The organism is Segatella oris (genome assembly GCF_900637655.1).
Lineage (GTDB): Bacteria > Bacteroidota > Bacteroidia > Bacteroidales > Bacteroidaceae > Prevotella > Prevotella oris.
Map to the genome: position 1 here is coordinate 2,290,049 of NZ_LR134384.1, position 24,187 is coordinate 2,314,235.

Below are 24,187 nucleotides of genomic sequence, written 5' to 3' on the forward strand. Positions count from 1 at the left end.
ACATGCTTAAAGCCCACCGACAACGAAATATCCTTTTATCATTTTTCCGTTACAGGATAGCTTTCTATTCCACCTTTTAGATTAACCACCTTAAATCCCATTCCCACAAGAATATTTGCCGCCGTCATACTGCGTCTTCCAGAACGACAATAAACATATGCCGGCTTTGAATTATCCAGCATTTTCCCTGCTTTTTCCTTGAAATCGGGTTGCAGGACATCGATATTCACCGCATAAAGAATATGCCGGGTAGCATATTCGCCGGCCGTACGCACATCAACAAGCTGCACACTGTCTTTCGTAATTGCCGATTGAAAGGCCTTTGCGTCCACACTTGTGATATTCTCATTCTGGGCACATGCAGTCAATGCCGAACCCAACAAAGCGCCTAAAAACATTTTAATCTTATTCATTTCTATATTCAATTATTCATAAATTAATCCCTTTACTCTACCGCCAGCCCCTCAAGTTTCAATGCCATTGGAAACACAACTTCGTTTTCAAGTGCAATATGTTCGTCAAGTCCTTGGCGAAACTGCTTCAGAAGTTGCATCGCTTCAACGTAATCTTCATCTGCACCTTCGGGAGCTTTATAATTATCGGTCAATTCAGCGATACGATTATGCCGGTCGAGTTCATCACTGTGATCAGCCATCATCACGCCTATCGGCCCTTGAATTGTGCCGCAATGGAATGGTGTAACCGTTTGTCCGATACTGTGTGCACTGAACATCTCAAGGATATAAGGATAGAGCACACGCTCTTCTTTCATGCAATGTGTATCCAAATCGTAAAGCGAATTGCGAAAATGATCCGTCACTTTCAACAGATTTGGATTGTCTTCCCGGTGTGCCTCAGCCACTTCTATCAGCTTATTGAGGATAACAGGCCCTTGTTCGCGCGTCCCCCGATGATGCACTTTCAACACATAGTCAACCAGTAAATCAAGTGGCCACTGCTCAAATGGATAAATAGAATTCATTGTTTTGTACCTTTATTTATTATGGATGCAAAGGTAAATAAATCCCCAACAAAATGAAGTAACAATTGTGTCCGAAAACCGGTTAATAATGGTTAAGGTATGTTTTATAACATATATATGTCACATTTCAAAGTAATTCATTCTTTCATCAAATTAAAAATCGTTACCTTTGGCAAAAACAATGGAGGACACTAATATGAAAAAGATAACCGCAGAGAATTTTGATGAGCTTTATGTCGACAAGATTGAGTTGGCAGAAATCGACAAATTTGTATGCAACGAGATGAGCCGACAGATTCATCGCTATATTAAAGGCATGTCAGGTTCAAAGACTATCATGCTTAAATTCGAGGAATCACTGTCGAAATTAAGTATTCCGGAGAAAGAAAAAGCTATTGCCCGCTATATTGATTTGAACCGAAAAGCCATCAGCGGACTTGATTGGAAGATGGTCATCACGCGTGCAGCTGCCAACTATTGCGACACCTACAGCTACTGGCATCGAATGATTAACAATCCCCGAAAGATTGTAGCTTACCTGCAACGCATCAAGAAGAAATACATCAAATTCCATGAAGTGTTTGAGGAAAACGGGAAGTTTGGCATCAAAGACCATGAAGGAAACATCCTCGTTCACCCGCTTTACGATTTTCTCCGCACGCCCTACGTCTATGTCGATGACCTCTGCATGATGCCTGTCATCGCAGAGAAGAATGGGAAAATGGGGCTTATTCTGCCCGATGGAAAAGACACCATAATTGCCGAATTCATTTATGATGACATGCAATTGCGCAGTGAACCGCCTTACTTCGAGGCCATTCAAGGGAAAAAACATACGCTGATTGACAGATATGGAAAGAAAAGATAAAAGCCAACAAGCCTTCTGCGCCCTCTCCATTTGGAGCGGGCGCAATTGTTTTTCTCAGCTTCATATGCCATAAAAAGCCTTTGCCTGCTCCTCTATTTTGTAAGAATAAACTACAAATAAAACAGTACTGATTTTCGGAGCAAATAGAAATGAAAAGTAAAAATATAAGACATTTTTCTATCATTTCACACATATAAAATCACCATATCCCTCACTTGAACTTGCAACATGAGTCATTTCAGACTGCCAAATGATGCATTTCACCCCCTAAAAGTACATATAAAATCTGAAAAACGGAAAAATGAAGCGATAGCGTTATTAATCAAAGACTTAAAAGGGCTTTGGAAAGCAGCGTAAAGCCAACCGTGTACGGTCTTTATGCCAAACAGTGACAGCGTTCCGTCTCCTATTCGTAACCCCTGCAAGGGGGATGATAGACAGGTGGAAAATCAAGGAAATTCGCTCTGAAATAGGCTGTTAGGCTGAAAATTTCCATCCGTCGGTTTCTTATTCCTCGTTCCCCTCGATTTGCTTAGTGGACAACCGCTCCACAGTAAATAATTTTGCAAACGAAAGGAATAAAAGCAATGAGAAGTACATTTTCAGTCATCTTCTATTTGAAGAAAGACAAGGTAAAGAAAGACGGTACGTCACCCATCATGGGGCGCATCACCGTGGACGGTACGCAAGCGCAGTTCAGCTGCAAGCTCTCCATCAAGCCGAATCTCTGGGGCATCAAGGGTGGTCGTGCGGTTGGCAAGAGTGTAACGGCACGGGAAACCAACCGGATGCTCGACAAACTCCGTGTAGGTATCACAAGGCATTATCAGGAAATCATGGAGCGCGACAGCTTTGTCACGGCTGAGAAAGTCAGGAATGCTTTCCTTGGTTTGGAATATCGCTGCCAGACACTCATAAAGATTTATGGCCACTTCATAGAAGATTATGCCAAGAAAGTCGACTGCGGCATGAAGGCAAAAAGCACGTTGACGAAATACCATGCCGTATACAGTCACTTAAAGGACTTCCTGCAATTACGCTATCATGTGAGTGACATCGCCCTAAAAGAAATTCAACCAACATTCATCACCGATTTTGAGACTTACCTGCTTGCAGAAAAACACCTGCATTGCAATTCTGTCTGGGTATATTCCTGTCCCGTCCGCATGCTGCTGCACAGGGCGGTAGAAAACGGCTGGCTGATGCGTTATCCATTCCCTGACTGCAGTGTGCCGAAAGAGGAAACAGAAAAAGGATTCCTTACCAAAGAAGAACTCGGACTGCTTATCAACGCCCCGAAGATGAACTTCAAGCGGACATTCATCCGCGATCTGTTCCTTTTCTGCGCTTTCACGGGATTGGCTTACATAGACCTGAAGAACCTTCGGGAGGAAAATATCGTGTCCAACCCGCTCGACGGCAGTGTATGGATACACACCCATCGACAAAAGACCGGTGTGGAAACAAACGTCCGCCTGCTTGACATTCCCCTTCAAATCATGAAGAAATACAAAGGCCTGTGCGAAGACGGGCGTGTCTTTCCCGTTCCGTCCTATAATTCCTGCAAAATGATACTACGTACCGTCATGAAGAAATGCTGCATCCGCAAACACATTACTTGGCACATGGCGCGCCATACGATGGCAACGGTAGTATGCCTTTCCAACGGCATGCCTATCGAGTCTGTCAGCAGCGTATTGGGGCACAAATGTATCTCCAGCACACAGATATACGCCAAGATTACCAATGAGAAATTGAACAAGGAAATGAATGTGCTCTCGGAGAAACTTGCCGACATCGGTGAATTCGTCACCTCGGAGACTTTTGCGTAATGGTACGAAAAATAAAAATGCCTTTATTATGACAACATCCAAACAATATATACCCGTTGGCGGAATTAAAATGTAGCTATAATGATATATAAAAAGTTGCACATATCGTTGATTTTTAGTAACTTAGTGAAGTAAAACCATTAAGTACAAATCCTCGTATGTGCAACTTATACACAAAATTCGTCAAAATCCTTGAGATATGCAAGCAATTCTCTCACAACCTTGTCAATGAGCAGGGAAATATACCCCGTCGTGGTCCCATGCCAAAATTTTCAGATTTGGAGGTCGTTGCCTTGTCCTTGACAGCGGAATCAGAGAGCATTGATAGTGAAAAATGGCTTTTTGATTATAAGCTTCAGGAGTACAAAGACAAAATACCTAACCTCATATCTCGCAGGCAATTCAACGACCGTAGAAAGAATACCGCAGGATTATGCGAAGACATACGAAAGAGAATCGCTGCCCAAATGGACGGTGGGGAAACTCAATTCTTCGTAGATTCCAAGCCGATAGCCGTATGCAGGGTTGCCAGAGGGAAGCGTTGCAAGATGGGGCGAATGGGAGATTTCTCACAAGCACCGGATTTCGGCTTCTGTGCATCTCAAAATATGTATTACTTTGGCTATAAACTCAATGCACTCTGTGGGTTAAGTGGGGTGATACCTATGACTTGTCAAAGGCCAGCGTGCATGACCTCAATTATATGAAAGATGTCAAGCTGGTCTATCATGACTGTAACATCTATGGCGACAAGGGATATATAGGGGCTGATGTTCAACTCGATCTTTTCCAAACGGCTCACATTAGATTGGAATGTCCATATAGGCTGAACCAAAAGAATTGGAAACCAAAATTAATCCCTTTTGCCAAAGCCAGAAAAAGGATTGAAACTCTCTTCTCACAACTCACAGATCAATTTTTGGTTATCAGGAATTATGCGAAAATAACAAATGGTCTGTTTGCCCGAATAATCGGGAAAATTAGTGCGCTGACCATATTACAATATGTCAACTTTATTAATAACAAACCCATCGGAAGAATTAAATACGCACTAAATTAATTCCGCCAACGGGTAAGTAATTAATAACTTAAAAACTATCCTTGAATAATCGGAGACTATTTTCGCTTTTGTGCGATAGTCTCCGATTGACTTTTAATTCATACTCCTGTCTGAGAAGGCAGCCTATATCATTATTTCAAGAAACCAGACCAAGCATAGACTAAATACATCTCAAAAGCAGCAAAACGCGGGTACTTCAATGACAATTCCTCACTCTTTGATTTAAGCACTACAAAAAATGACAGAGTTGATTGGCTATACAAAAAAATACTGCATCTTTGATTCCGATAAAGAATGGGGGCTACGCCTGATAGCCAAATACATATACCATTTCACTAACAACTAATACCTATTTAATATTTATATATAGCATCAAGAAATTATTAACTACATAAAACAAAAATAGAATCATCATGAAAGATAATCAAATTCTCCAAGCCTATGAGATTGCAAAAGAACGCTATGCTGCCATTGGTATAGATACCGACAAAGCAATCAGCTTATTAGAACGTATTCCTATCTCGCTCCATTGTTGGCAAGCAGACGACGTGATGGGCTTCGAACGCAATACGGCGCTCACCGGCGGAATCCAAACAACCGGGAATTATCCCGGCAGAGCAAGGAATATAGATGAGGTACGCCAAGACATAGCTTATGTTCAAACTCTTTTGGCTGGTAACCATCGCTTGAATTTACATGAAACATATGGAGATTTTGGCGGAACGTTTGTTGATCGCGACCAAGTAGAGGCAAAGCACTTCCAAAGTTGGATAGACTGGGCAAAGGAGCATAAGCTGAAATTGGATTTCAACTCAACAAGTTTCTCTCATCCGAAGAGTGGAAACCTGACACTATCTAATCCAGATAAGGAGACTAGAGACTTTTGGATAGAACATACAAAACGTTGTCGCCATATAGCAGACTACATGGGGAAAGAGCAAAACAGCCCTTGTATAATGAATATCTGGGTACACGACGGTAGCAAAGACCTAACCGTCAACCGTAAGTATTATCGCGATATCCTAGCTCAATCGCTCGATGACATCTTGGAGGAAATGCTTCCAAACATGAAGACTTGTGTCGAAGCAAAATTGTTTGGTATAGGACTGGAGAGCTATACGGTTGGTTCGCATGATTTTTATGCGGGCTACTGCGCTAGTCGCAAGGTAATCTACACATTGGATACAGGTCATTACGAACAAACAGAAAATGTATCAGATATGGTTGCATCCTTGCTACTCTATGTTCCCGAACTCATGCTCCATGTGAGTAGACCGGTACGCTGGGACAGCGATCACGTTACGATTATGAATGACCAGACCTTAGACCTTTTCAAAGAAATCGTAAGAGCGGATGCACTAAACAGAGCATACGTGGGACTAGACTATTTTGATGCAAGTATCAATCGTATCGGAGCCTACATCATAGGCACTCGCGCTACTCAGAAGTGTATTCTCCAAGCCTTGCTCGAACCGATTGCCAAATTACGCGACTATGAAAGCAAGGAACAATATTTCCAACGTCTGGCATTACTGGAAGAGGCTAAAAGTCTTCCTTTTGGTGCTGTCTACGACTATTTCAATTATAAGAACAATGTCCCTGTAGGCGAAGATTTCATTCCGCAAATTGAAGAATACGAAAGGAAAGTTCTTTCTCAGCGTTAATACATGAGAAATAAACTTTGAAGCGAACCTTTTATCGTCACACTACTTATGGATATAAATATAATTATAGGACTATTCATTATAGCAATTGGCTCTTTTTGCCAATCAAGCTGTTATGTCCCCATCAATAAGATAAAAGAATGGTCATGGGAAAGCTATTGGCTGGTTCAAGGTTTTTTTGCATGGTTGGTCTTCCCATTTTTAGGAACAATTGCCGCAATCCCCGAAGGAAACAGCATTTCCGAGCTCCTATTGCAAACCGACACATTCCATCTCTTGATGACAATCCTTTTCGGAGTATTGTGGGGAGTGGGCGGATTAACATTCGGTCTATCTATGCGCTATTTAGGAGTGGCTCTCGGACAGAGTATCTCGCTAGGTACCTGTGCTGCTTTAGGAACCATCATGGGACCTGTCATTCTCAACACCTTTTATCCAGAATTGAATCCGATGAAACAGCTTACCGGGGCAGTCATGATTGGAGTTCTTGTCACGCTCATCGGCATAGCCATTATTGGTATTGCAGGAGCTATGCGAGCAGCAACCCTCGCTCCAGAGACATCGAAGGCCAACAAAAAGGGAAACAGTTTCTACAAAGGTATCATCATTGCTTTGCTATGCGGCTTTATGAGTGGTTGTTTTAATGTAGGACTAACTTTTGGTCAAAATATTCACTTTACTGCAACGCCGGCGCTATTCCACACATTACCCGCCACCTTTCTGGTAACTTTGGGCGGATTCTTCACCAACGCAGTCTATTGTCTGTACCAAAACAATAAAAACCATACGTGGGGAGACTATGCCAAAGGCAACACATGGGGTAATAACCTTGTATTTTACATCTTGGCCGGTGGGCTGTGGTATAGCCAGTTTTTCGGGCTCTCGCTAGGCAAGAACTTTCTTCTGTCCTCGCCGGCACTTCTCACCCTTTCTTTCTGTATTCTGATGGCACAGAATGTCGTCTTTTCGAATATATGGGGAATCATCTTACAAGAGTGGAAGGGATGCTCGAAGAAAGTTATTGCAATCCTCATACTCGGCGTTATTATACTAATGATAAGTCCTTTTATTCCACAACTAATATGAAAAAAATCTTAATTGACTTTAGTCCGTAGAAGCACTATAAAGGCTACTATAATGGAAAATTAAATACAGAAACATTAAGAATAAGCAGAATTTATAGGCCATAAATCAAAAAGAACATGTTTGCTTATTATGATTTAGCCTATTTTTGTAGTACGAACATTAATATTTTTAGCTAAACCATCAAGGGAAGACAATCATTTAAAAATTAGTTTTTTAACTTTTGACCGTGAATTTACTTTAAAAATAGCATGAAAGATGAAAACCAAAATTCATTATTTTACTGGTGGACTTTCTGATTCTTATTGGAGCCGACCATCCTTTAGACTCTCAGGACTCATTTTATTATTGGGTTCGAGTTTGTTGGTGCCTATAACAGCAGGTGCTACAAAGAGCAGTATGCCAATGGCAGTAGAACAACAGACGAAGAAGATTACAGGTACCGTTACCGACAACAGCGGAGAGCCAATCATTGGTGCCACTGTTGCAGTCAAAGGTACCAAGAATGCCGCTGTAACTGACGTTGATGGACATTTTACTCTTTCCGGAGTAACTAACAATGCAGTACTTCGTATTTCCTATATCGGATATAGCGACCAAGAGATTGGCATCGGCAAACAAAGTACTATAAGCATTGTGCTATCGCAAGACACCAAGGCACTGGACGAAGTAGTGGTAGTAGCTTATGGTGCACAAAAGAAGACGACGCTTACAGGTGCTGTTGCCGCTATCGGAACACGAGAATTGAAGCAGAGCCCCGCTGCCAATCTAGCCGTGACGCTAACCGGTCGTCTTCCGGGTTTGATTGCCATCCAACGTAGCGGTGAGCCCGGTCGCGATGTAACCAATCTTTACATGCGTGGTCGCGGAACCATCAATGGGCAAAACCCTCTGATTTTGGTCGATGGTGTGGAGCGTGATATTACCTCGCTCGACCCCAATGAAGTAGACAATGTATCTATCTTGAAAGATGCTTCTTCTACAGCTCTCTTCGGTGTGCGTGGTGCTAACGGCGTTATCCTCGTCACCACCAAACGCGGTACGAGCGAAATTCCCGACATTAGTCTTACCGCAGAAACAGGTTGGCAGACGTTCACCCGTTGGCCGTCGCAAATAGACTCTTACGACTGGGCACTTCTGAAGAATCAGGCTTGGCACAATGACCATCCTAATCCCGGAGTGACCGACGCACCTCCCTATTCCGCCTATGCATTGGAACGTTATCGTCTTGGTGACCAGCCGAACATTTATAGTAATCATCACTGGGTAGACGAATTAACTAACAAGTGGGTGCCTCAGACACGCTACAATCTCACGCTGAATGGTAAAGGGGCTAATGTCAATTACTTTGTAAACGTGGGATACCTGCATCAGGGTGGTCAATTTAAACTTGACAAATCAGAGAAGCCCAGCTATGATGCTAAAAAGTTTATGGACCGATACAACTTCCGTGCAAATATCGACGTAGCTCTCAATGCCCGCAAGACATTGAAAGCATTCCTGAATGCAGCTGGTACGTTTGAAACGGTCAACGGTCCTAACGAGGAAACACTGACTCTTTTGACAAACCTGTTGGGTAAGTGGCCTAACATTCAAGCAGGACCTACCACGCCCGATGGCGAGGTGCTTCTCGGAGGTAGCTCTTATCAGTACAGTCCATGGGCACAAATTAACCGTTCCGGTTACAGAAAAGAGACACGCAGTTCTGTAAATGCTACTTTCGGTATGTCTTACGACCTTGGTTTCCTCTTGAAAGGACTATCTACCAAGCTTACAGCTTCGTACGACACCCAGTCTATCAATTATCTCGTTGGTAAGAAAGGATACCAGTACTGGGAGTCTGTGGTTGATCCGAACCGAAAAAATCCTGACGGTAGCGATTACATAGAATATCACCGTATTCGTACCGACTTCGACAACACCCCTCTTTCTACCAGCAAGTCGGCTACATTTGCTTCTTTCTATGACTTACAATGGCAGATTAACTTCAATCGAACTTTCAACGAGAAGCATACTGTAACAGCTTTGTTACTGGCTCAGAAACAGTCACAAATTAAGGCTTCGGATGTATTACCATTCAATGTGCAAGGTTTGGCAACACGTTTAACCTATGCTTACGACGACAAGTATATAGCAGAGTTCAATGCCGGCTACAATGGTTCGGAACAGTTTGCGCCGAAAAACAGATATGGCTTCTTTCCATCTGCTTCTGCTGCATGGAACATTTCGCGTGAGAAGTTCTTCGAAAAGTGGACTAATGTGGTTGACAAGATGAAGCTACGCGTATCTTATGGTCTTGTTGGTAATGACAAAATTGGCAATACGCGATTCCTCTATCTCGACAATGTAACAAGAAGTTATGGTGGCTATTCACCCTCTTTGTCAAACAACAATACTATTCAAGAGCTGTTCTTTGGTAACCCGAACCTAAAATGGGAGACCGCAAAAAAACTGAACGTAGGTTTCGAACTGGGTCTCTGGAAGTACTTCAACCTCTCGTTCGATATATTCTCAGAGCGTCGTGACAATATTCTGATTACAAAGAACTCCACTCCATCAATTATTGGTGTGGCACAGTCTACAATTGCTCCTTTCAACCTCGGGCGCGTAAAGAATCGTGGCTATGAATTGGAAATGTCATTTAATAAACCCATCACCAAAGATTTGCTCATAATGGCCAAAGCAAACCTCAACTACAACGACAACGAGGTGGTATATATGGATGAGCTGAAATTTGATGAAACTTATGCATATCCTTACCATCAGACAGGTTATAGCATTGGCCAACAATGGGGTATGATAGCAGAAGGCTTCTTCAAAGACCAAGACGAGATCAACGCTTACGCAAAGTACGAAGGCCAACAACCACGCCCCGGCGACTTGAAGTATAAGGATGTCAATGGTGATAATATTATCAACCAAAAAGACTTGTCTCCTATCGGATATTCGGATGTACCTAAATACACTGCAGGTCTAGCACTTAGCATAACCTATAAGAACTTTGATATTTCGGCACTGTTCCAAGGTGCATTTAATGTATCGGGTGCAGTGGGGTCACCCGGCCCTTACGAATGGTACGACTTCCGTGAATTCCACAAGAAAGCATGGACTGCAGAGCGCGCAGCTGCAGGCGAGGAGATTCTTTTCCCAGCCTTGGCTTTGGCACAGTCGCCCAGTGAAATATACAACAGCACCTTCTTTAATATGGATCGTTCGTACATCCGTCTGAAAAACCTAGAAATAGGATATACCTTGCCTAAGAATTGGTCAAGAGCCATTAATGCCAAGGTGGTTCGCTTATATGTCAATGGCTACAACCTAGCGACATGGGACAAGATGAAATTTAAGGATTGGGATCCTGAGGTTATGGACAATAGTACTTACCCTCTACTTAAAGTATGGAATATCGGTGTAAACGTAACCTTCTAAAACTTATAATTATGAAATACAAGTCATTTAAAATATCTTTGGCCCTTGCAAGTGGCCTACTGCTTCTGAGCGGTTGTGGAGATGCATTAGATATTACGCCGGATGGACGTATGACCCAAACCGATGTATTCAACAATATAGATTACACCGAGTCGTACGTGAACTCAATGTATGAAGGCATCCGTAAATATGGCGTCAATTACCATTATTTTACATTCCTTGCAGCCTACGAGGATGACGGTACAGACAGTCAGGTACCTACCGATTCATGGCAACAGTTGCAATATTGGAACCAAGGTAGCTGTACCTCTTCCACCAATCGTCCTTTTAGTCAGGGGAAAACTGGATTGCGTTATACCGATAGGGACTTCTGGGAAACAGCCTATGGGGGTATTCGAAAAACTAACATCTTTTTGGCAAATGCCAATGAGAAAAACATACCTGAAGTTGCTAAGCTAGGACGGTATCGCGCAGAGGCAAAAGTGTTGCGTGCACACTACTACTTCGACTTGATGAAGAATTACGGCGGTGTGCCACTCTTCGATACCGATATTACACTAAAACAAGACTTCACAGACGTGAAGCGTGCAACTTATCAGCAATGTACCGACTTTGTAGTAAAAGATTGCGATGATGCTATCGCTGAGCCCAACCTGCCATTCCGTACGACAGAAGAAGGCGAACGTGGCCGTATGACAAAAGCTATAGCCCACTTCATCAAAGCTTCAGTATTGCTCTTCAATGCCAGCCCCTTATGGAATCCGGAAGGCGATCAGGCCAAATGGACTAGAGCGGCAAAAGCTTGCAAAGAGGCTGTAGACGCCCTAGAGGCAAATGGCTACGAACTATTTCCCGACTACGAGACCTACTTTATTACCCGCCCAGACAAGGCACAGATGCCGGCTGATAAGGAGACGATTTTGGAGGCTATCGATTCTTGGGGGTATGGTAACCAAACCTATAGAGCATTCGGTGTCATTATGTTTTTGATGAACGAGATTCCGACTTTCCCATCAGAAAAGTGCGGATTGTGCCCATCGCAGGAATTGGTAGATACATACGAGATGGCAAATGGGGAAGTTCCTATTGAAGGCTATAAAGACGAACGTCATACGCAGCCTATCATCAATCCAGCAGCAGGCTATGACGACCAAAATCCGTACGTGAACCGCGACCCGCGCTTCTATGCATCCATTTGGTACAATGGTGCACACTTCGGCGAAGTGAAAGGTGAAGACGTATATATAGAGTCATATGTAGGCGGTGCACACGGTATGGCCGGTATTAAACAACGTAGTCCGACAGGTTACTACCTGCGCAAATATGTCGATAAAACGATGCGTGTGGCAGGTGCCAGTAAGACGCTATACCGTATCTATCGTTTTGGCGAACTTTATCTCTCATTAGCAGAGGCAGAGAATGAAGCGAATGGACCAACAGCAATAGCATACGCTGCAGTCAACAAGGTACGCCATCGCGCAGGCATGCCTGACCTACCAACAGGTTTGAGCAAAGGGGAGTTTCGTGAGCGCATCAGACGTGAACGCCGTGTAGAACTAGCTCTAGAAGAAAATCGATTCTACGATATACGTCGTTGGAAAATTCTTCCCGAAGTATCTAAATTTAAAACAGGTATGCGCTGGGTGAAAGATGACGCCGGCAACCTCAAGCAAACACGCGTAGTGGCTGTAGATTGTCAACCCACAGCAGATGAGAAGTATTATCTGCTTCCTATCCCTCTGAGCGAAATTCTTCGTATGCCGAATGTGGAACAAAATCCTAAGTGGTAAATATAATAATTTCAACAAGTGTCTGTAGAGCCCTAAGCTCTATGGACACCGTTGTTTAAAAATTAATGTATTATGAGAAAATTAACATTTATTTTAGGACTGGTACTATCAGTACTTACTGCATGTGGTAGTAGTGATCCGGAAGCCCCGAAACCTAAGCCTGATACTCCAAAGGAAGAGCCTAAAGGAGAGGAGGAATTACCACCTACCGTACGTGGCTTTATGGTAGGGTCACTGCAATACACTGACAAAAATACTATTGAAGCAGCAAAGTCATGGGGAGCCAACGTGATACGTCTACAACTTAACCCTGTAAATTATGCTGCAAAACAAGGGTCTACATACGACTTGCAGCTTAGCAGTTACATCAGCATGCTTAAGCAACGGCTCAGCGAAGCGAAAGCAGTCGGTATGAAAGTCATCCTAGACTTACATGAAGCCCCCTGCTATATTAAAGGTAAAGTACCAACAGGCGATGATGCTGCCAAAATCGACTTTTGGAAAGACCCAGCGACAAGGACTGCTTTTGTCTCATTTTGGGATCGCGTGGCTAAAGAGCTGAAGGATTCTTACTATGACGATATCGTATGGGGATACGACCTTTTTAATGAACCCAGTATAGGCTGGACACGTATTCCGCCGGAATGGAAGAGTATCGCCACAGAATGTGTCAATGCTATCCGCAAATACGATAAGGACGTTTGGATTGTCTATGAACCCGTTATAGAAATCAATGAATTCCCCAAAGTTACTCCATTGGATGATAAGCGTGTGGTTTACAGTATTCATTTCTACAGGCCTGGTGGATTCACCCATCAAGGTGTGCTTGATGGAATTCATGGTTCTAAGGATATGACGCGAGAAGAAGCTTTAGCAAAGCTCAATATCAAATATCCCGGCTATGCTCCCGATATTTATGCTGTTCCCATCAAATACAATTATTGCGATTTAGACAGTGTGAAAAGAGCCATGAAACCGTTTGACGATTTCATAGAAAAATATAAGGTTCCGGCTCTTATCGGTGAGTTTAGTGTTATCTGTTGGGCACCTGTCGAAAGTGCTGTAGCATGGCTACAAGACGTGATCAATATCTTTGAGCAGAAACACTACTCATGGTGCTATCATGCTTTCCGTGAATGGCAAGGCTGGAGTCTTGAACAACCGGAGGGTTTAGAGGCATTTTGGTTTTCTCGCGACCCAATACCGCCAGCATCTCCAATAGAGACGAAGCGTGCTCGTGTCATAAAGAATGCTTTACTGAAAAACAAGCAATAACTCATTAGTTGTCAAGTTAGAATATATATTCGTTTTTGAACTTATATAGATGTTAGGTAAAGGTTAGATTAGATTGAGAGAATGTTTGTAACTCTTTTGTTCAAGACATTAGTTTTGCAAACATTCTTCTTTTATCTTGGCAATTCAACTCCGCTTAAACAGTCTATCCACAGAAATCCATCATAAAATACTATGAAAAACTATTACTCATTCAAAACAAAAAATATGAAAACAGTCTATACAACCATTATATCGCTCCTATTCCTGCCTGCTTCGATACTAGCTCAGCAGGCACCTAAACTCAATACAAACAATATTGATGAAGTGTTGAAAGCGATGACACTTAGAGAGAAGGCTATGCTGCTCGTAGGCAATGCAAATAATTTTGAGAGTTCTTCGGCAGTTGTCGGAGGCTCAGCAACATTAGTACCCGGAGCTGCAGGCAATACTACTGCCATACCACGACTCGGCATTCCCGAAACGATTCTGACCGATGGACCTGCCGGTGTCCGCATTGATGTAAACCGCCAAGGTTCACAAAAGAAATACTATGCTACAGGTTTTCCCGTAGGCTCCTGTCTCGCATCGACATGGAATACAGCACTGGTTAAACAAGTGGGGCAAGCCATCGGAGAAGAGACACGCGATTATCGCTGTGACGTCATTCTGGGTCCAGGTATGAATCTGCATCGCAACCCACTATGCGGGCGAAACTTTGAATATTTCAGCGAGGACCCTTTACTCACAGGAAAGATTGCCGCTGCGTATGTTCAAGGTGTTCAAGGCGTAGGAACAGGAGTCAGTATCAAACATTTTGCAGCCAATTCTCAGGAGACTAATCGTAGCAGAGTAGATGAGCGTGTGAGCCAGCGTGCATTACGCGAGCTTTATCTTCGTGGGTTTGAGATTGCCATACGCGAAAGTAATCCATGGACAGTGATGAGTGCTTACAATCGTATCAATGGTACATTTGCACAAGGTAATTATGACCTTTTAACCAAGATACTCGGACAAGATTGGGGCTTTAACGGTATCGTCATGACCGACTGGATAGGTCGCCGTGAGGGATTGTCTGTGGCATCGCAAGTACATGCCGGCAATGACCTGTTCGAACCCGGTGAGGTAGAACAAGTGATTGATATTGAAGCTGCTGTAAAAGCCGGAAAGCTGGATATTAAAGATGTAGACAGAAATGTACGCCGCATGCTCGAATATATCGTCAAGACTTCAAGCTTCCGCCGCTATGCAGCCACTAACGAACCAGATCTTGTAGCTCATGCTGCAATTACACGTCAAACAGCATCAGAAGGAATGGTCCTACTCAAGAATACAGCTTCTACACTACCCTTCCACAACGTAAAGACGGTAGCACTATATGGCGTAGGCTCTTACCATTTCTTATCGGGCGGTGTAGGTTCGGGATGTGTGCATACACCTTATATTATAGACTTGGTAACAGGGCTAAAAAATGCAGGCATTAGCAGTACAGCCAACCTAACAAGAATGTATCAGAAGTACATAGACTTTGCTAAGATTAAGCGAGAGGCAGATCGTGACCCTGCATGCTGGTTTGAGAAGCCAGAGATGGGCGATCAGAAACTGCCAGAGTTAGCAATATCCCAACGCCAAATAGAGGCAGAAGCAGATTCTTCAGATATTGCTATCATTACACTTACACGCCAAGCAGGAGAAGGAATAGATCGCAGTATTGAAAAAGAATTCAATATATCTCCCATTGAAAAAGATATGATAGAGCAGGTATGCGCAGCCTACCATCGTATTGGCAAACGTGTGATAGTGGTCATCAATTCTGGTAGTGTCATTGAGACTGCAAGCTGGAATGCCCTTCCCGATGCTATTCTTGTGGCATGGCAACCCGGAGAGGAAGGAGGCAACTCAATAGCAGATATTCTCACTGGCAAAGTATGCCCATCGGGAAAACTTACAATGACGTGGCCTATTTTTGCCACAGACCATCCATCAACAGCCAATTTCCCACAGGATGATAATATGACTGTTTACCACTATGTCACCTTTAAAGATTGGACTAGCAAGGGAGGAGGAATGTCCACTCGAGACTATACGAACCATGCAGAAGATATATGGGTAGGATATCGCTATTTCGATAGTTTCAAACGCCAAGTGGCCTATCCATTCGGATATGGTCTGTCTTACACAAGTTTTGAATACGGACAGCCTCGTGTACGCCGTCAAGGCGACAAGATAGAAGTAACTCTGTCTGTTAAGAACACAGGAAAAAATAGCGGCAAGGAAATTGTACAACTCTATGTTGCAGCCCCCAAAGGTACGATGGCAAAACCGGAAAAAGAGTTGAAAGCATTTGCCAAGACCCGATTACTACAAGCCGGCGAAAGCGAGAATATTACCATGAGTATGCAGGTACGAGATCTGGCTAGTTTTGATGAAGCCGGCAGTCAGTGGCTTGTTGATGCAGGTACATACCGATTAATGGTAGGTTCTAACATCAACGACATTCGTGGTACAGCAACGCTATCACTACCTCGCTATACCGAAACGGTTTCACAGGCTCTCGCTCCTCAGCATCCTATTCATAAGATTGTGAAGTAGAGCATTTCTCAACGGGATTGGAAACTGTATACCAACAGCCCTTTTTACCATATTATAAAGTTGTTATATCAAAAATTTACGTTGAGAATGGAAAATACCATTTATCTTTGTACCACAAACCTAGATAATTTTTCCTAATATCAAATAACTAAAAATAAACAAACAGATATGAGAAAGAACCTATTAACCGCATGCCTATTGATGTTGAGTATGACGACCTTTGCTCAGAAATTCACCATTCCAGTCTTCCCCGACTCACAGAGCGAAATAGATTCTAATATGGGTATGTTTAATAGCCAGTTGGACTGGATTATCCAAAATCAAAAGAAAGAGAATATCCCTATGGTATTACACGTGGGAGATGTCGTTAATTTCGATAATCTCACCCACTGGGATAAGGCTAGCCAAGGATTTGCTCGTCTGGATAGTGCTCATATTGATTACGCCATTACATTAGGTAACCATGATAATGAGGCTGTACAAGAATATAATGGGTCTGCCGCACCCGGCGACACGCATACAAATGTACGTAAGACATCTAAGTTTAACTCTTATTTCCCAACCTATAGATTCCGTGCACAGCGAGGTACATATGAACCCGGCAAGAGCGATAACGCTTATTATACATTCCGTACTGGCAACACCTATTGGTTGGTAGTGACATTGGAGTTTTGTCCTCGTCCGGAAATGGTAGAGTGGGCAAACAAGATTGTCAAAAAGTATCACGAGCATAATGTTATTATTCTTACACACTATTACCTCAATGGGAAGGGTGAGATCGTGAAAAACAATGCAGGTTATGGCGATTCAAGTCCACAGTATATCTTCGATAACTTGGTTAAATTACATCCTAATATCAAATTTGTTATTAGCGGACACGTAGGTTTCTCGTCATTCAAGGTAGATGAGGGTGTGAATCACAACAAAATATACCAGATGTTGCAGAATTACCAAAATGTAGAATATGGTGGTGGCTATCTGCGCCTGATGCGTTTCGACCTTGACAAAGGTACTGTAGATTGCGAATTGTACTCTCCCTACTTCAAGAAGTCTAAACCGGAGAATACCCATTATAAGATAGAAGGTTTCACCACAATTAAACCAAAACTCTAAGTATGAACGGTATGAGAACTATCAACAAGAGTATGAAAGCAGGACTTCTGTTCTGCTTTTTTTTTCCATATGCAGCCACAGCAGGTAATTATGAGAAAATAAAACTGGCAATACAAGACAAGCAACAGCCTATAGAGCATGTAACTTTCATGGGGTATATAGGCAATAGGTTTAGACAATCATACGAAAACCGCGTCTTGGCACAAAGTGTAGATAAATTAGTCGAACCATTCTGTCATCACAACGAGACACACCTATGGCAAAGCGAGTTTTGGGGTAAATGGATGAATTCTGCCGTGTTGGCCTACCAATACCGCCCATCCAACGCTATGATTTCGCGTATACAAGAGGCTGTAGACAAGCTTATTAAGACCCAAGACAGCCGTGGTTACATAGGTAACTACACCGACGAGACACACTTGCAGGAATGGGATATCTGGGGACGCAAGTATTGTATTCTGGGCTTACTTGATGCCTATGGGGTAACTCATGACAAGAAGGCTCTTAATGCCGCGTGCCGTGAAGCCGACTATCTCATAAACGAATTGCATCATAGCAAATCTACCATCGTTGAGTTAGGAAATCAACATGGCATGGCAGCTTCATCTGTACTCAAACCCATTTGCTATCTTTATCGCTATACAGGTAATAAGCGTTACTTCGATTTTGCTAAAGAGATTATAAGCCTTTGGGAGAGCGCCACAGGACCAAAGCTTATTTCCAAAGCCGGTATTGATGTAGCTAGTCGATTCCCGAAGCCCACTGCAGCGAAATGGTATAGCTGGGAACAAGGTGCCAAAGCCTATGAAATGATGTCATGCTACGAGGGACTGCTTGAAATGTATCGACTTACGGGCAATACGGAATATCTATCTGCTGTAGAACAAGTGTGGCAGAATATCTACGATACAGAGATTAATATTACCGGTTCTGGCGCATCGATGGAGTCATGGTTTGGTGGTAAGCACTTACAGTATATGCCTATTCGCCACTTCCAAGAGACTTGTGTCACGGCAACATGGATTAAGTTAAGCCGTCAGCTCCTGCTTCTCACTGGTAACACAAAATATGCAGACGCAGTTGAAATATCATTCTATAATGCATTACTTGGGGCAATGCGTACCGATGCCAGTGATTGGGCTAAATACACTCCGCTTTCAGGTCAACGTTTACCCGGTTCTGAGCAATGCGGCATGGGCTTGAATTGTTGTAATGCAAGTGGTCCACGCGGTCTCTTTGTAATACCCCAAACCGCAGTTCTTACTTCTGCCAAAGGAGTTGATGTCAATCTCTATATTGCAGGAGACTATAAACTGACGACTCCCCGACATCAGCAAATGGTTTTAAAACTAGAAGGAGAATATCCTAAAAATAATAAGATGTCTTTCCTACTTTCACTCAAAAAGGCTGAGAACATAACGATAAGGCTTCGTATTCCTGAATGGAGTACAGCCACAAAAGTAATTGTTAATGATGTTGCAGTAGAGCATGTACAAGCAGGGAAGTATCTGGAACTCTCTCGTACATGGCATCATGGCGACAGAATAAGTATTGAGTTTGATATGCCCGGTATTGTACATCGTTTAGGTCAACACCCGGAATATGTGGCAATTACCCGCGGCCCCATCGTCTTGGCTCGCGACCAACGGCTTACCGGTCCCGGCCTAGAGGCTTTCTTAACACCAGTCGTAGATGACAAACAGCAGATATTGCTCGAAGCCACAAATACACAGAATACCGATATTTGGATGTCGTTTATGGCAAAATTCCAACCAGAAGCATATACAGAAGATGGTGCTCCGGCTATCCTTGTAGGACTCTGTGACTATGCCTCAGCCGGTAATTCTTCACAAAAAGATGATTACCCATTTTTTAAAGTTTGGATGCCACAGTTATTTAACCCTGCAATTTTACAATAAGGAATATAAGACGAGATTTCCCTCTTCTTTTTCCAACATATCAATAGAGAATAAGGGGGAAAGGAATCTGTATTAATCTCGCAACTATCTTTGTAACAATATGAAATGAAATATAAAAAAAAGATATATATACTACTTTGCTTATGGTTCTCTTCTGTACCAACAATAGCACAGGTTACAGCACAACAGAAACTTGAAGTCGTCCGAAATATTATTAGAAGGTTTTCTCATCGTGATGACATAAATCTAAGGCTTATTCCCCGCAAGCAAGGGCAGTTAGAGACTTTCAACCAGCAGGTCTCAAATGGAAAGTTAACCATATCTGCCAATAGTCCTATTGCACTTTGTCACGGATATTACGATTGGATTAGACAAAATGAGTATGGCATCATGAGCTGGACTGGAAATCGGTGTAATATTCCAACAAAGATTGACGGTAGTAAGACTCGCTCTGTTACATCTCCTTTTCAGTATCACTATTATTTCAATGCTGTGACTTTTGGTTATACGATGCCGTATTGGGATTGGAACCGATGGGAACAAGAAATAGACTGGATGGCCTTTCATGGCATTGACATACCTTTGGCGCTTACTGCCAATGAAGCCATTCTTGCAAGAGTGTTTAAGAAAATAGGGCTTTCAGACGAAGTAATTGGTCGTTTCTTTACAGGCCCGGCTCATCTTCCTTGGCTTCGTATGGGGAATATTTATGGTATTGACGGACCACTATCAAATCAATGGCATCAAGACCAAATAGCCCTACAGCACAAAATACTGGATAGAATGCGTAAATTAGATATGCATCCTATATGCCCCGGCTTTGCCGGTTTTGTTCCAGAGGCTTTAAAAGAACTTTACCCAACTGCAGACATTCAATATACTACATGGGAAAAGGCTTTCCATAATTATATCCTCTCACCTGCAGACCCTTTATTTCATAAAATTGGTGTAATGTTCATTCAGGAATGGGAAAAAGAATTTGGAAGATGCGACTTCTATTTAATTGATAGTTTCAACGAGATGGACATTCCATTTCCTCCAAAGGATGATCCCAAACGTTACGAGTTTATGGCTGATTTTGGGAAAAAAGTCTATCAATGCATCAAGGAAGCCAATCCTTCCGCTACTTGGGTTATGCAAGGTTGGATGTTTGGTTACCAGCCGGAAATCTGGGATTACAAGACGCTGAATGCCTTGGTATCTCAAGTACCAGATAATAAGATGATTATGCTAGACTTGGCTGTCGATTATAATAAGTTTTTATGGAAAACGCCTTTCAACTGGGACTTCTACAAAGGCTTCTGCGGCAAACAATGGATCTATAGCGTCATACCTAACATGGGGGGGAAGTCGGCTCTTACAGGTGCGCTTGACTTCTATGCCAAAGGTCATTTAGAGGCTTTGAATTCTCAAAACCGCGGTAAACTTATTGGTTTCGGATTTGCACCGGAAGGTATTGAGAACAATGAAGTAGTATATGAGCTTCTCTGTGATGCCGGGTGGGCGAAACAAGGAGTTGAGCTTCGGCCTTGGCTGCGCAATTATACATACAGTCGTTATGGTTGTTACCCTATAGGCATGGAGCAATATTGGAACGAAATGCTTCAGTCGGTATATGGCTCTTTCAAGAGTCATCCCCGCTTCAACTGGCAATTCCGCCCCGGAAAAGAAAAATATGGAAGTGTAGACTTAGACAACCACTTCTATCATGCCGTAGAAATAATGGCTGGGATGCTGTCTCAGATGAAAGGGAATAAACTCTTTGAAGCAGATTTTAAAGAGATGGCAGCTAACTATTTAGGTGGTAAAGTCGAGATTCTTGTGCGGCAGATTGATAAAGCATACGAAAGCCAAGACACTATCAATGCGAATCAGTTGGAAACAAGATTCTATAGGTTGATGACCGGTATGGATCTCGTTTTACAAGGGCATCCCACGAAGGACATGCAGAAATGGATAGACTATGCGCGTGCTCGCGGTGTAAGCTACAATAAGGCAGATTGCTATGAGAGTAATGCGCGTCGCATTGTGACTGTATGGGGACCTCCCATCGATGATTACTCTGCTCGTATTTGGGCCGGACTCATTCGCGACTACTATTTACCTCGTTGGAAGCACTATTTCAATCAAAAGCGTAGTGGCAAACCATTCGACTTTTCCACTTGGGAATTAGATTTTGTCGAGAATCAAAAAGGATTAAGTCAGCCTGCACTTACCAAAGACAAAATAAGTCTAGCTGTTCAGCTTATTCAAGATGCTAAAAATATTGTAGAATAATAACAAAAAAGAAATATGAGAAATAAAGCACTCTTGCTTACTATAGCATTGCTGTTGGGAAACTATGCCATAGCTCAAGTTCATACTTATTTGGATCGTACGAAGAATATAGAAGAGCGTGTAGAGGATGCACTTAGTCGTATGACTTTGACCGAAAAACTTAAAGTCATCCATGCGCAATCCAAGTTTAGTTCGGCAGGCGTTCCACGCCTAGGGTTTCCAGACTTTTGGACATCTGACGGTCCTCATGGCATTCGTACCAATACACTATGGGATGAGTGGACCGACGCCAACCAGACAAACGATTCCTGTGTGGCCTTCCCTGCACTTACCTGTTTGGCCGCAACATGGAATCCGGAAGTGGCCTATCTTTTTGGCAAGAGCCTTGGAGAGGAAGCACGTTATCGAGGAAAGGATATGGTCTTAGGCCCCGGCGTTAACATTTATCGCACTCCCCTCAATGGCCGTAATTTCGAATACATGGGCGAGGACCCTTATTTAGCTGGACAGATGGCAGTTCCGTATATTCAGGGTATACAAAGCAATGGAGTGGCTGCCTGTGTGAAACATTATCCACTCAATCAGGACGAAAATAACCGTATTGAAGAAAACATCATTGTTGACGACCGTGCCTTGCACGAAATCTATCTTGCCCCCTTCAAAGAAGCAGTGATAAAGGGACACGTCTGGGGTATCATGGGGGCATATCCGAGCTACAAAGACCAATCGTGTACTTACAACGCATATCTCACCAATAAGGTATTAAAAGGCGACTGGGGGTATGACGGCGTGGTGTTGAGCGATTGGGGAGCTACACATGAAACAGAGGGAGCCGTAAGGCATGGTCTTGACATAGAGTTCGGTACATGGACTGATGGAAAGAAATACGGCGATAGCAAACATTATAACCGTTATTATCTTGCTGATGCCTACCGCAAAGGCTTGGAAGAGGGACGCTATACGATGGAAAGCCTTGATAATAAGGTACGCCGGGTGCTCCGACTATTCTATCGCACCACCATGACCTATCGCGAACCCGGTTCATTGACCAGCGATGAGCATTTTGCTGTAGCACGCCGTATAGGCGAAGAGGGAGTAGTGCTCCTTAAAAACGAGCGCCAAATACTCCCTTTGCAATTAAAACCGGGCAAACGCATTCTCGTCATCGGTGAGAACGCCATTAAGATGATGACGGCGGGTGGCGGTTCGTCGTCAATACGTACCAAGCACGAAATTGTGCCACTTGATGCACTGCGTAGATATACTGACAAGGCGAGGGTGCAGCTCGACTTTGCCCGTGGCTATGTGGGCGATACCGTCACCATGTTTAACGGAGCCAGCGTGGGGCAGGATATTCGAGACAGCCGAACGCCACAGCAACTTATGGACGAGGCTGTGACCAAGGCACATGGAGCTGATTATATACTAATTTTCGGCGGTCTCAATAAGAGTGAATATCAAGATTGCGAGGGTTACGACCGTAAGAATTATAGTATGCCTTATCAGCAAGACCAACTCGTAGAAGCCTTGGCCAAGGTTAACAAGAACATTGTGTTTGTTAATATCTCTGGCAATACGGTGGCTATGCCATGGGTAGAGCGTGTATCCGGTATCATACAAGCTTGGTATCAAGGCAGTGAAGCCGGTAATGTGATAGCCTCCATCCTTGTCGGCGAAACCAATCCTTCGGGCAAGTTGCCTTATACGTGGACTGTCAGACTTAACGATGTCCCAGCCCATGCGCTTGGAACCTATCCGGGTACATGGCGTGCCGACCACAAAGTTATTGACGTGGAATACAAGGAGGGCATCTTTGTGGGATACCGCTGGGCTGACAAGCACCATGTACGTCCGCTTTTCGCCTTTGGGCACGGCTTAAGCTATACGGCATTCAAACTATCAGAAGCAAAAGCAGATAAATCTGCAATGACGCCAAGCGATAGCATTACCTTTACCATCACGGTGCAAAATATCGGTCAACGTGCCGGTTCCGAGGTTGTGCAACTATATATAAAAGATAAAGAGGCCAGCCTGCTCCGACCGGTGAAAGAACTGAAAGGTTTCCGGAAAGTTTTCCTACAACCGGGGGCAAGCAGAAACGTGAGTATCACCATTGGCAAAGATGCACTAAGTTTTTACGATGACCGTCAACAGCAGTGGGTGGCAGAGCCCGGACATTTTGAGGCGCTGATAGGAACGGCATCCGACAAAATTGCATCTCATGTAAAATTCACATTGCTAAAATAAAACAAATACGGCATGAAATACTTTCTCAAACGTTATTCAATCCTTAGTTCCATTCTTCT

General features: G+C 43.3%; 14 protein-coding genes and 1 pseudogene. 13 read left to right on the forward strand and 2 right to left on the reverse strand.

What is annotated here, in order from left to right; genetic code table 11:
* Nucleotides 1–38 precede the first annotated feature (38 nt).
* Complete coding sequence (locus tag EL210_RS09540) at nucleotides 39–413, reverse strand: rhodanese-like domain-containing protein (RefSeq protein ID WP_004372397.1); 375 nt, start codon at nucleotides 411–413, stop codon at nucleotides 39–41.
* A 32-nt stretch (nucleotides 414–445) separates the two neighbouring features.
* Nucleotides 446–982 carry a hemerythrin domain-containing protein gene (locus EL210_RS09545; RefSeq protein ID WP_018919320.1) on the reverse strand — a complete coding sequence of 179 codons (537 nt, stop codon included), beginning with the start codon at nucleotides 980–982 and terminating at the stop codon, nucleotides 446–448.
* Between the two features lie 196 nt (nucleotides 983–1,178).
* Here EL210_RS09545 and EL210_RS09550 point away from each other — a divergent pair, with 196 nt between their 5' ends.
* The 13 genes and pseudogenes from EL210_RS09550 to EL210_RS09610 all read left to right on the forward strand — a co-directional run bounded on the left by EL210_RS09550 (nucleotide 1,179) and on the right by EL210_RS09610 (nucleotide 24,128).
* Complete coding sequence (locus EL210_RS09550; protein ID WP_231291711.1) at nucleotides 1,179–1,850, forward strand: hypothetical protein; 672 nt, start codon at nucleotides 1,179–1,181, stop codon at nucleotides 1,848–1,850.
* Nucleotides 1,851–2,437: 587 nt separating this feature from the next.
* Entirely contained in the window at nucleotides 2,438–3,682 is a 1,245-nt protein-coding gene (locus EL210_RS09555) for a site-specific integrase (protein WP_018919321.1), read from the forward strand.
* Nucleotides 3,683–3,766: 84 nt separating this feature from the next.
* Nucleotides 3,767–4,742, forward strand: a pseudogene (locus EL210_RS09560) (IS982 family transposase).
* A gap of 413 nt (nucleotides 4,743–5,155) precedes the next feature.
* Nucleotides 5,156–6,406 carry an L-rhamnose isomerase gene (locus EL210_RS09565; protein WP_004372383.1) on the forward strand — a complete coding sequence of 417 codons (1,251 nt, stop codon included), beginning with the start codon at nucleotides 5,156–5,158 and terminating at the stop codon, nucleotides 6,404–6,406.
* 48 nt (nucleotides 6,407–6,454) lie between these two features.
* The gene (locus EL210_RS09570; RefSeq protein ID WP_018921183.1) at nucleotides 6,455–7,492 is read left to right on the forward strand and encodes an L-rhamnose/proton symporter RhaT; all 1,038 of its coding nucleotides are present in this window, start codon (nucleotides 6,455–6,457) and stop codon (nucleotides 7,490–7,492) included.
* A 255-nt stretch (nucleotides 7,493–7,747) separates the two neighbouring features.
* The gene (locus EL210_RS09575) at nucleotides 7,748–10,918 is read left to right on the forward strand and encodes a SusC/RagA family TonB-linked outer membrane protein (RefSeq protein ID WP_018921182.1); all 3,171 of its coding nucleotides are present in this window, start codon (nucleotides 7,748–7,750) and stop codon (nucleotides 10,916–10,918) included.
* A gap of 11 nt (nucleotides 10,919–10,929) precedes the next feature.
* Nucleotides 10,930–12,708 carry a RagB/SusD family nutrient uptake outer membrane protein gene (locus EL210_RS09580; RefSeq protein ID WP_026286010.1) on the forward strand — a complete coding sequence of 593 codons (1,779 nt, stop codon included), beginning with the start codon at nucleotides 10,930–10,932 and terminating at the stop codon, nucleotides 12,706–12,708.
* Nucleotides 12,709–12,780: 72 nt separating this feature from the next.
* Complete coding sequence (locus EL210_RS09585) at nucleotides 12,781–13,983, forward strand: glycoside hydrolase family 5 protein (RefSeq protein ID WP_004372375.1); 1,203 nt, start codon at nucleotides 12,781–12,783, stop codon at nucleotides 13,981–13,983.
* A 225-nt stretch (nucleotides 13,984–14,208) separates the two neighbouring features.
* Nucleotides 14,209–16,572, forward strand: coding sequence for a glycoside hydrolase family 3 C-terminal domain-containing protein (locus EL210_RS09590; RefSeq protein WP_026286009.1), 2,364 nt, complete (start codon nucleotides 14,209–14,211; stop codon nucleotides 16,570–16,572).
* Between the two features lie 168 nt (nucleotides 16,573–16,740).
* Complete coding sequence (locus EL210_RS09595; RefSeq protein ID WP_025879838.1) at nucleotides 16,741–17,685, forward strand: metallophosphoesterase; 945 nt, start codon at nucleotides 16,741–16,743, stop codon at nucleotides 17,683–17,685.
* Nucleotides 17,686–17,687: 2 nt separating this feature from the next.
* Entirely contained in the window at nucleotides 17,688–19,604 is a 1,917-nt protein-coding gene (locus tag EL210_RS09600; RefSeq protein ID WP_018921178.1) for a beta-L-arabinofuranosidase domain-containing protein, read from the forward strand.
* A 105-nt stretch (nucleotides 19,605–19,709) separates the two neighbouring features.
* Nucleotides 19,710–21,881 carry an alpha-N-acetylglucosaminidase gene (locus EL210_RS09605; protein ID WP_018921177.1) on the forward strand — a complete coding sequence of 724 codons (2,172 nt, stop codon included), beginning with the start codon at nucleotides 19,710–19,712 and terminating at the stop codon, nucleotides 21,879–21,881.
* Nucleotides 21,882–21,896: 15 nt separating this feature from the next.
* A complete protein-coding gene (locus EL210_RS09610; protein ID WP_004372355.1) occupies nucleotides 21,897–24,128 on the forward strand; it encodes a glycoside hydrolase family 3 C-terminal domain-containing protein in 2,232 nt (743 codons plus the stop codon).
* The last annotated feature ends 59 nt before the right edge of the window (nucleotides 24,129–24,187 follow it).

Coding starts and splice junctions, on each gene's coding strand:
- EL210_RS09540 (WP_004372397.1), bottom strand. CDS start 413: ATGAATAAGATTAAAATGTTTTTAGGCGCTTTGTTGGGTTCGGCATTG.
- EL210_RS09545 (WP_018919320.1), bottom strand. CDS start 982: ATGAATTCTATTTATCCATTTGAGCAGTGGCCACTTGATTTACTGGTT.
- EL210_RS09550 (WP_231291711.1), top strand. CDS start 1,179: ATGAAAAAGATAACCGCAGAGAATTTTGATGAGCTTTATGTCGACAAG.
- EL210_RS09555 (WP_018919321.1), top strand. CDS start 2,438: ATGAGAAGTACATTTTCAGTCATCTTCTATTTGAAGAAAGACAAGGTA.
- EL210_RS09565 (WP_004372383.1), top strand. CDS start 5,156: ATGAAAGATAATCAAATTCTCCAAGCCTATGAGATTGCAAAAGAACGC.
- EL210_RS09570 (WP_018921183.1), top strand. CDS start 6,455: ATGGATATAAATATAATTATAGGACTATTCATTATAGCAATTGGCTCT.
- EL210_RS09575 (WP_018921182.1), top strand. CDS start 7,748: ATGAAAACCAAAATTCATTATTTTACTGGTGGACTTTCTGATTCTTAT.
- EL210_RS09580 (WP_026286010.1), top strand. CDS start 10,930: ATGAAATACAAGTCATTTAAAATATCTTTGGCCCTTGCAAGTGGCCTA.
- EL210_RS09585 (WP_004372375.1), top strand. CDS start 12,781: ATGAGAAAATTAACATTTATTTTAGGACTGGTACTATCAGTACTTACT.
- EL210_RS09590 (WP_026286009.1), top strand. CDS start 14,209: ATGAAAACAGTCTATACAACCATTATATCGCTCCTATTCCTGCCTGCT.
- EL210_RS09595 (WP_025879838.1), top strand. CDS start 16,741: ATGAGAAAGAACCTATTAACCGCATGCCTATTGATGTTGAGTATGACG.
- EL210_RS09600 (WP_018921178.1), top strand. CDS start 17,688: ATGAACGGTATGAGAACTATCAACAAGAGTATGAAAGCAGGACTTCTG.
- EL210_RS09605 (WP_018921177.1), top strand. CDS start 19,710: ATGAAATATAAAAAAAAGATATATATACTACTTTGCTTATGGTTCTCT.
- EL210_RS09610 (WP_004372355.1), top strand. CDS start 21,897: ATGAGAAATAAAGCACTCTTGCTTACTATAGCATTGCTGTTGGGAAAC.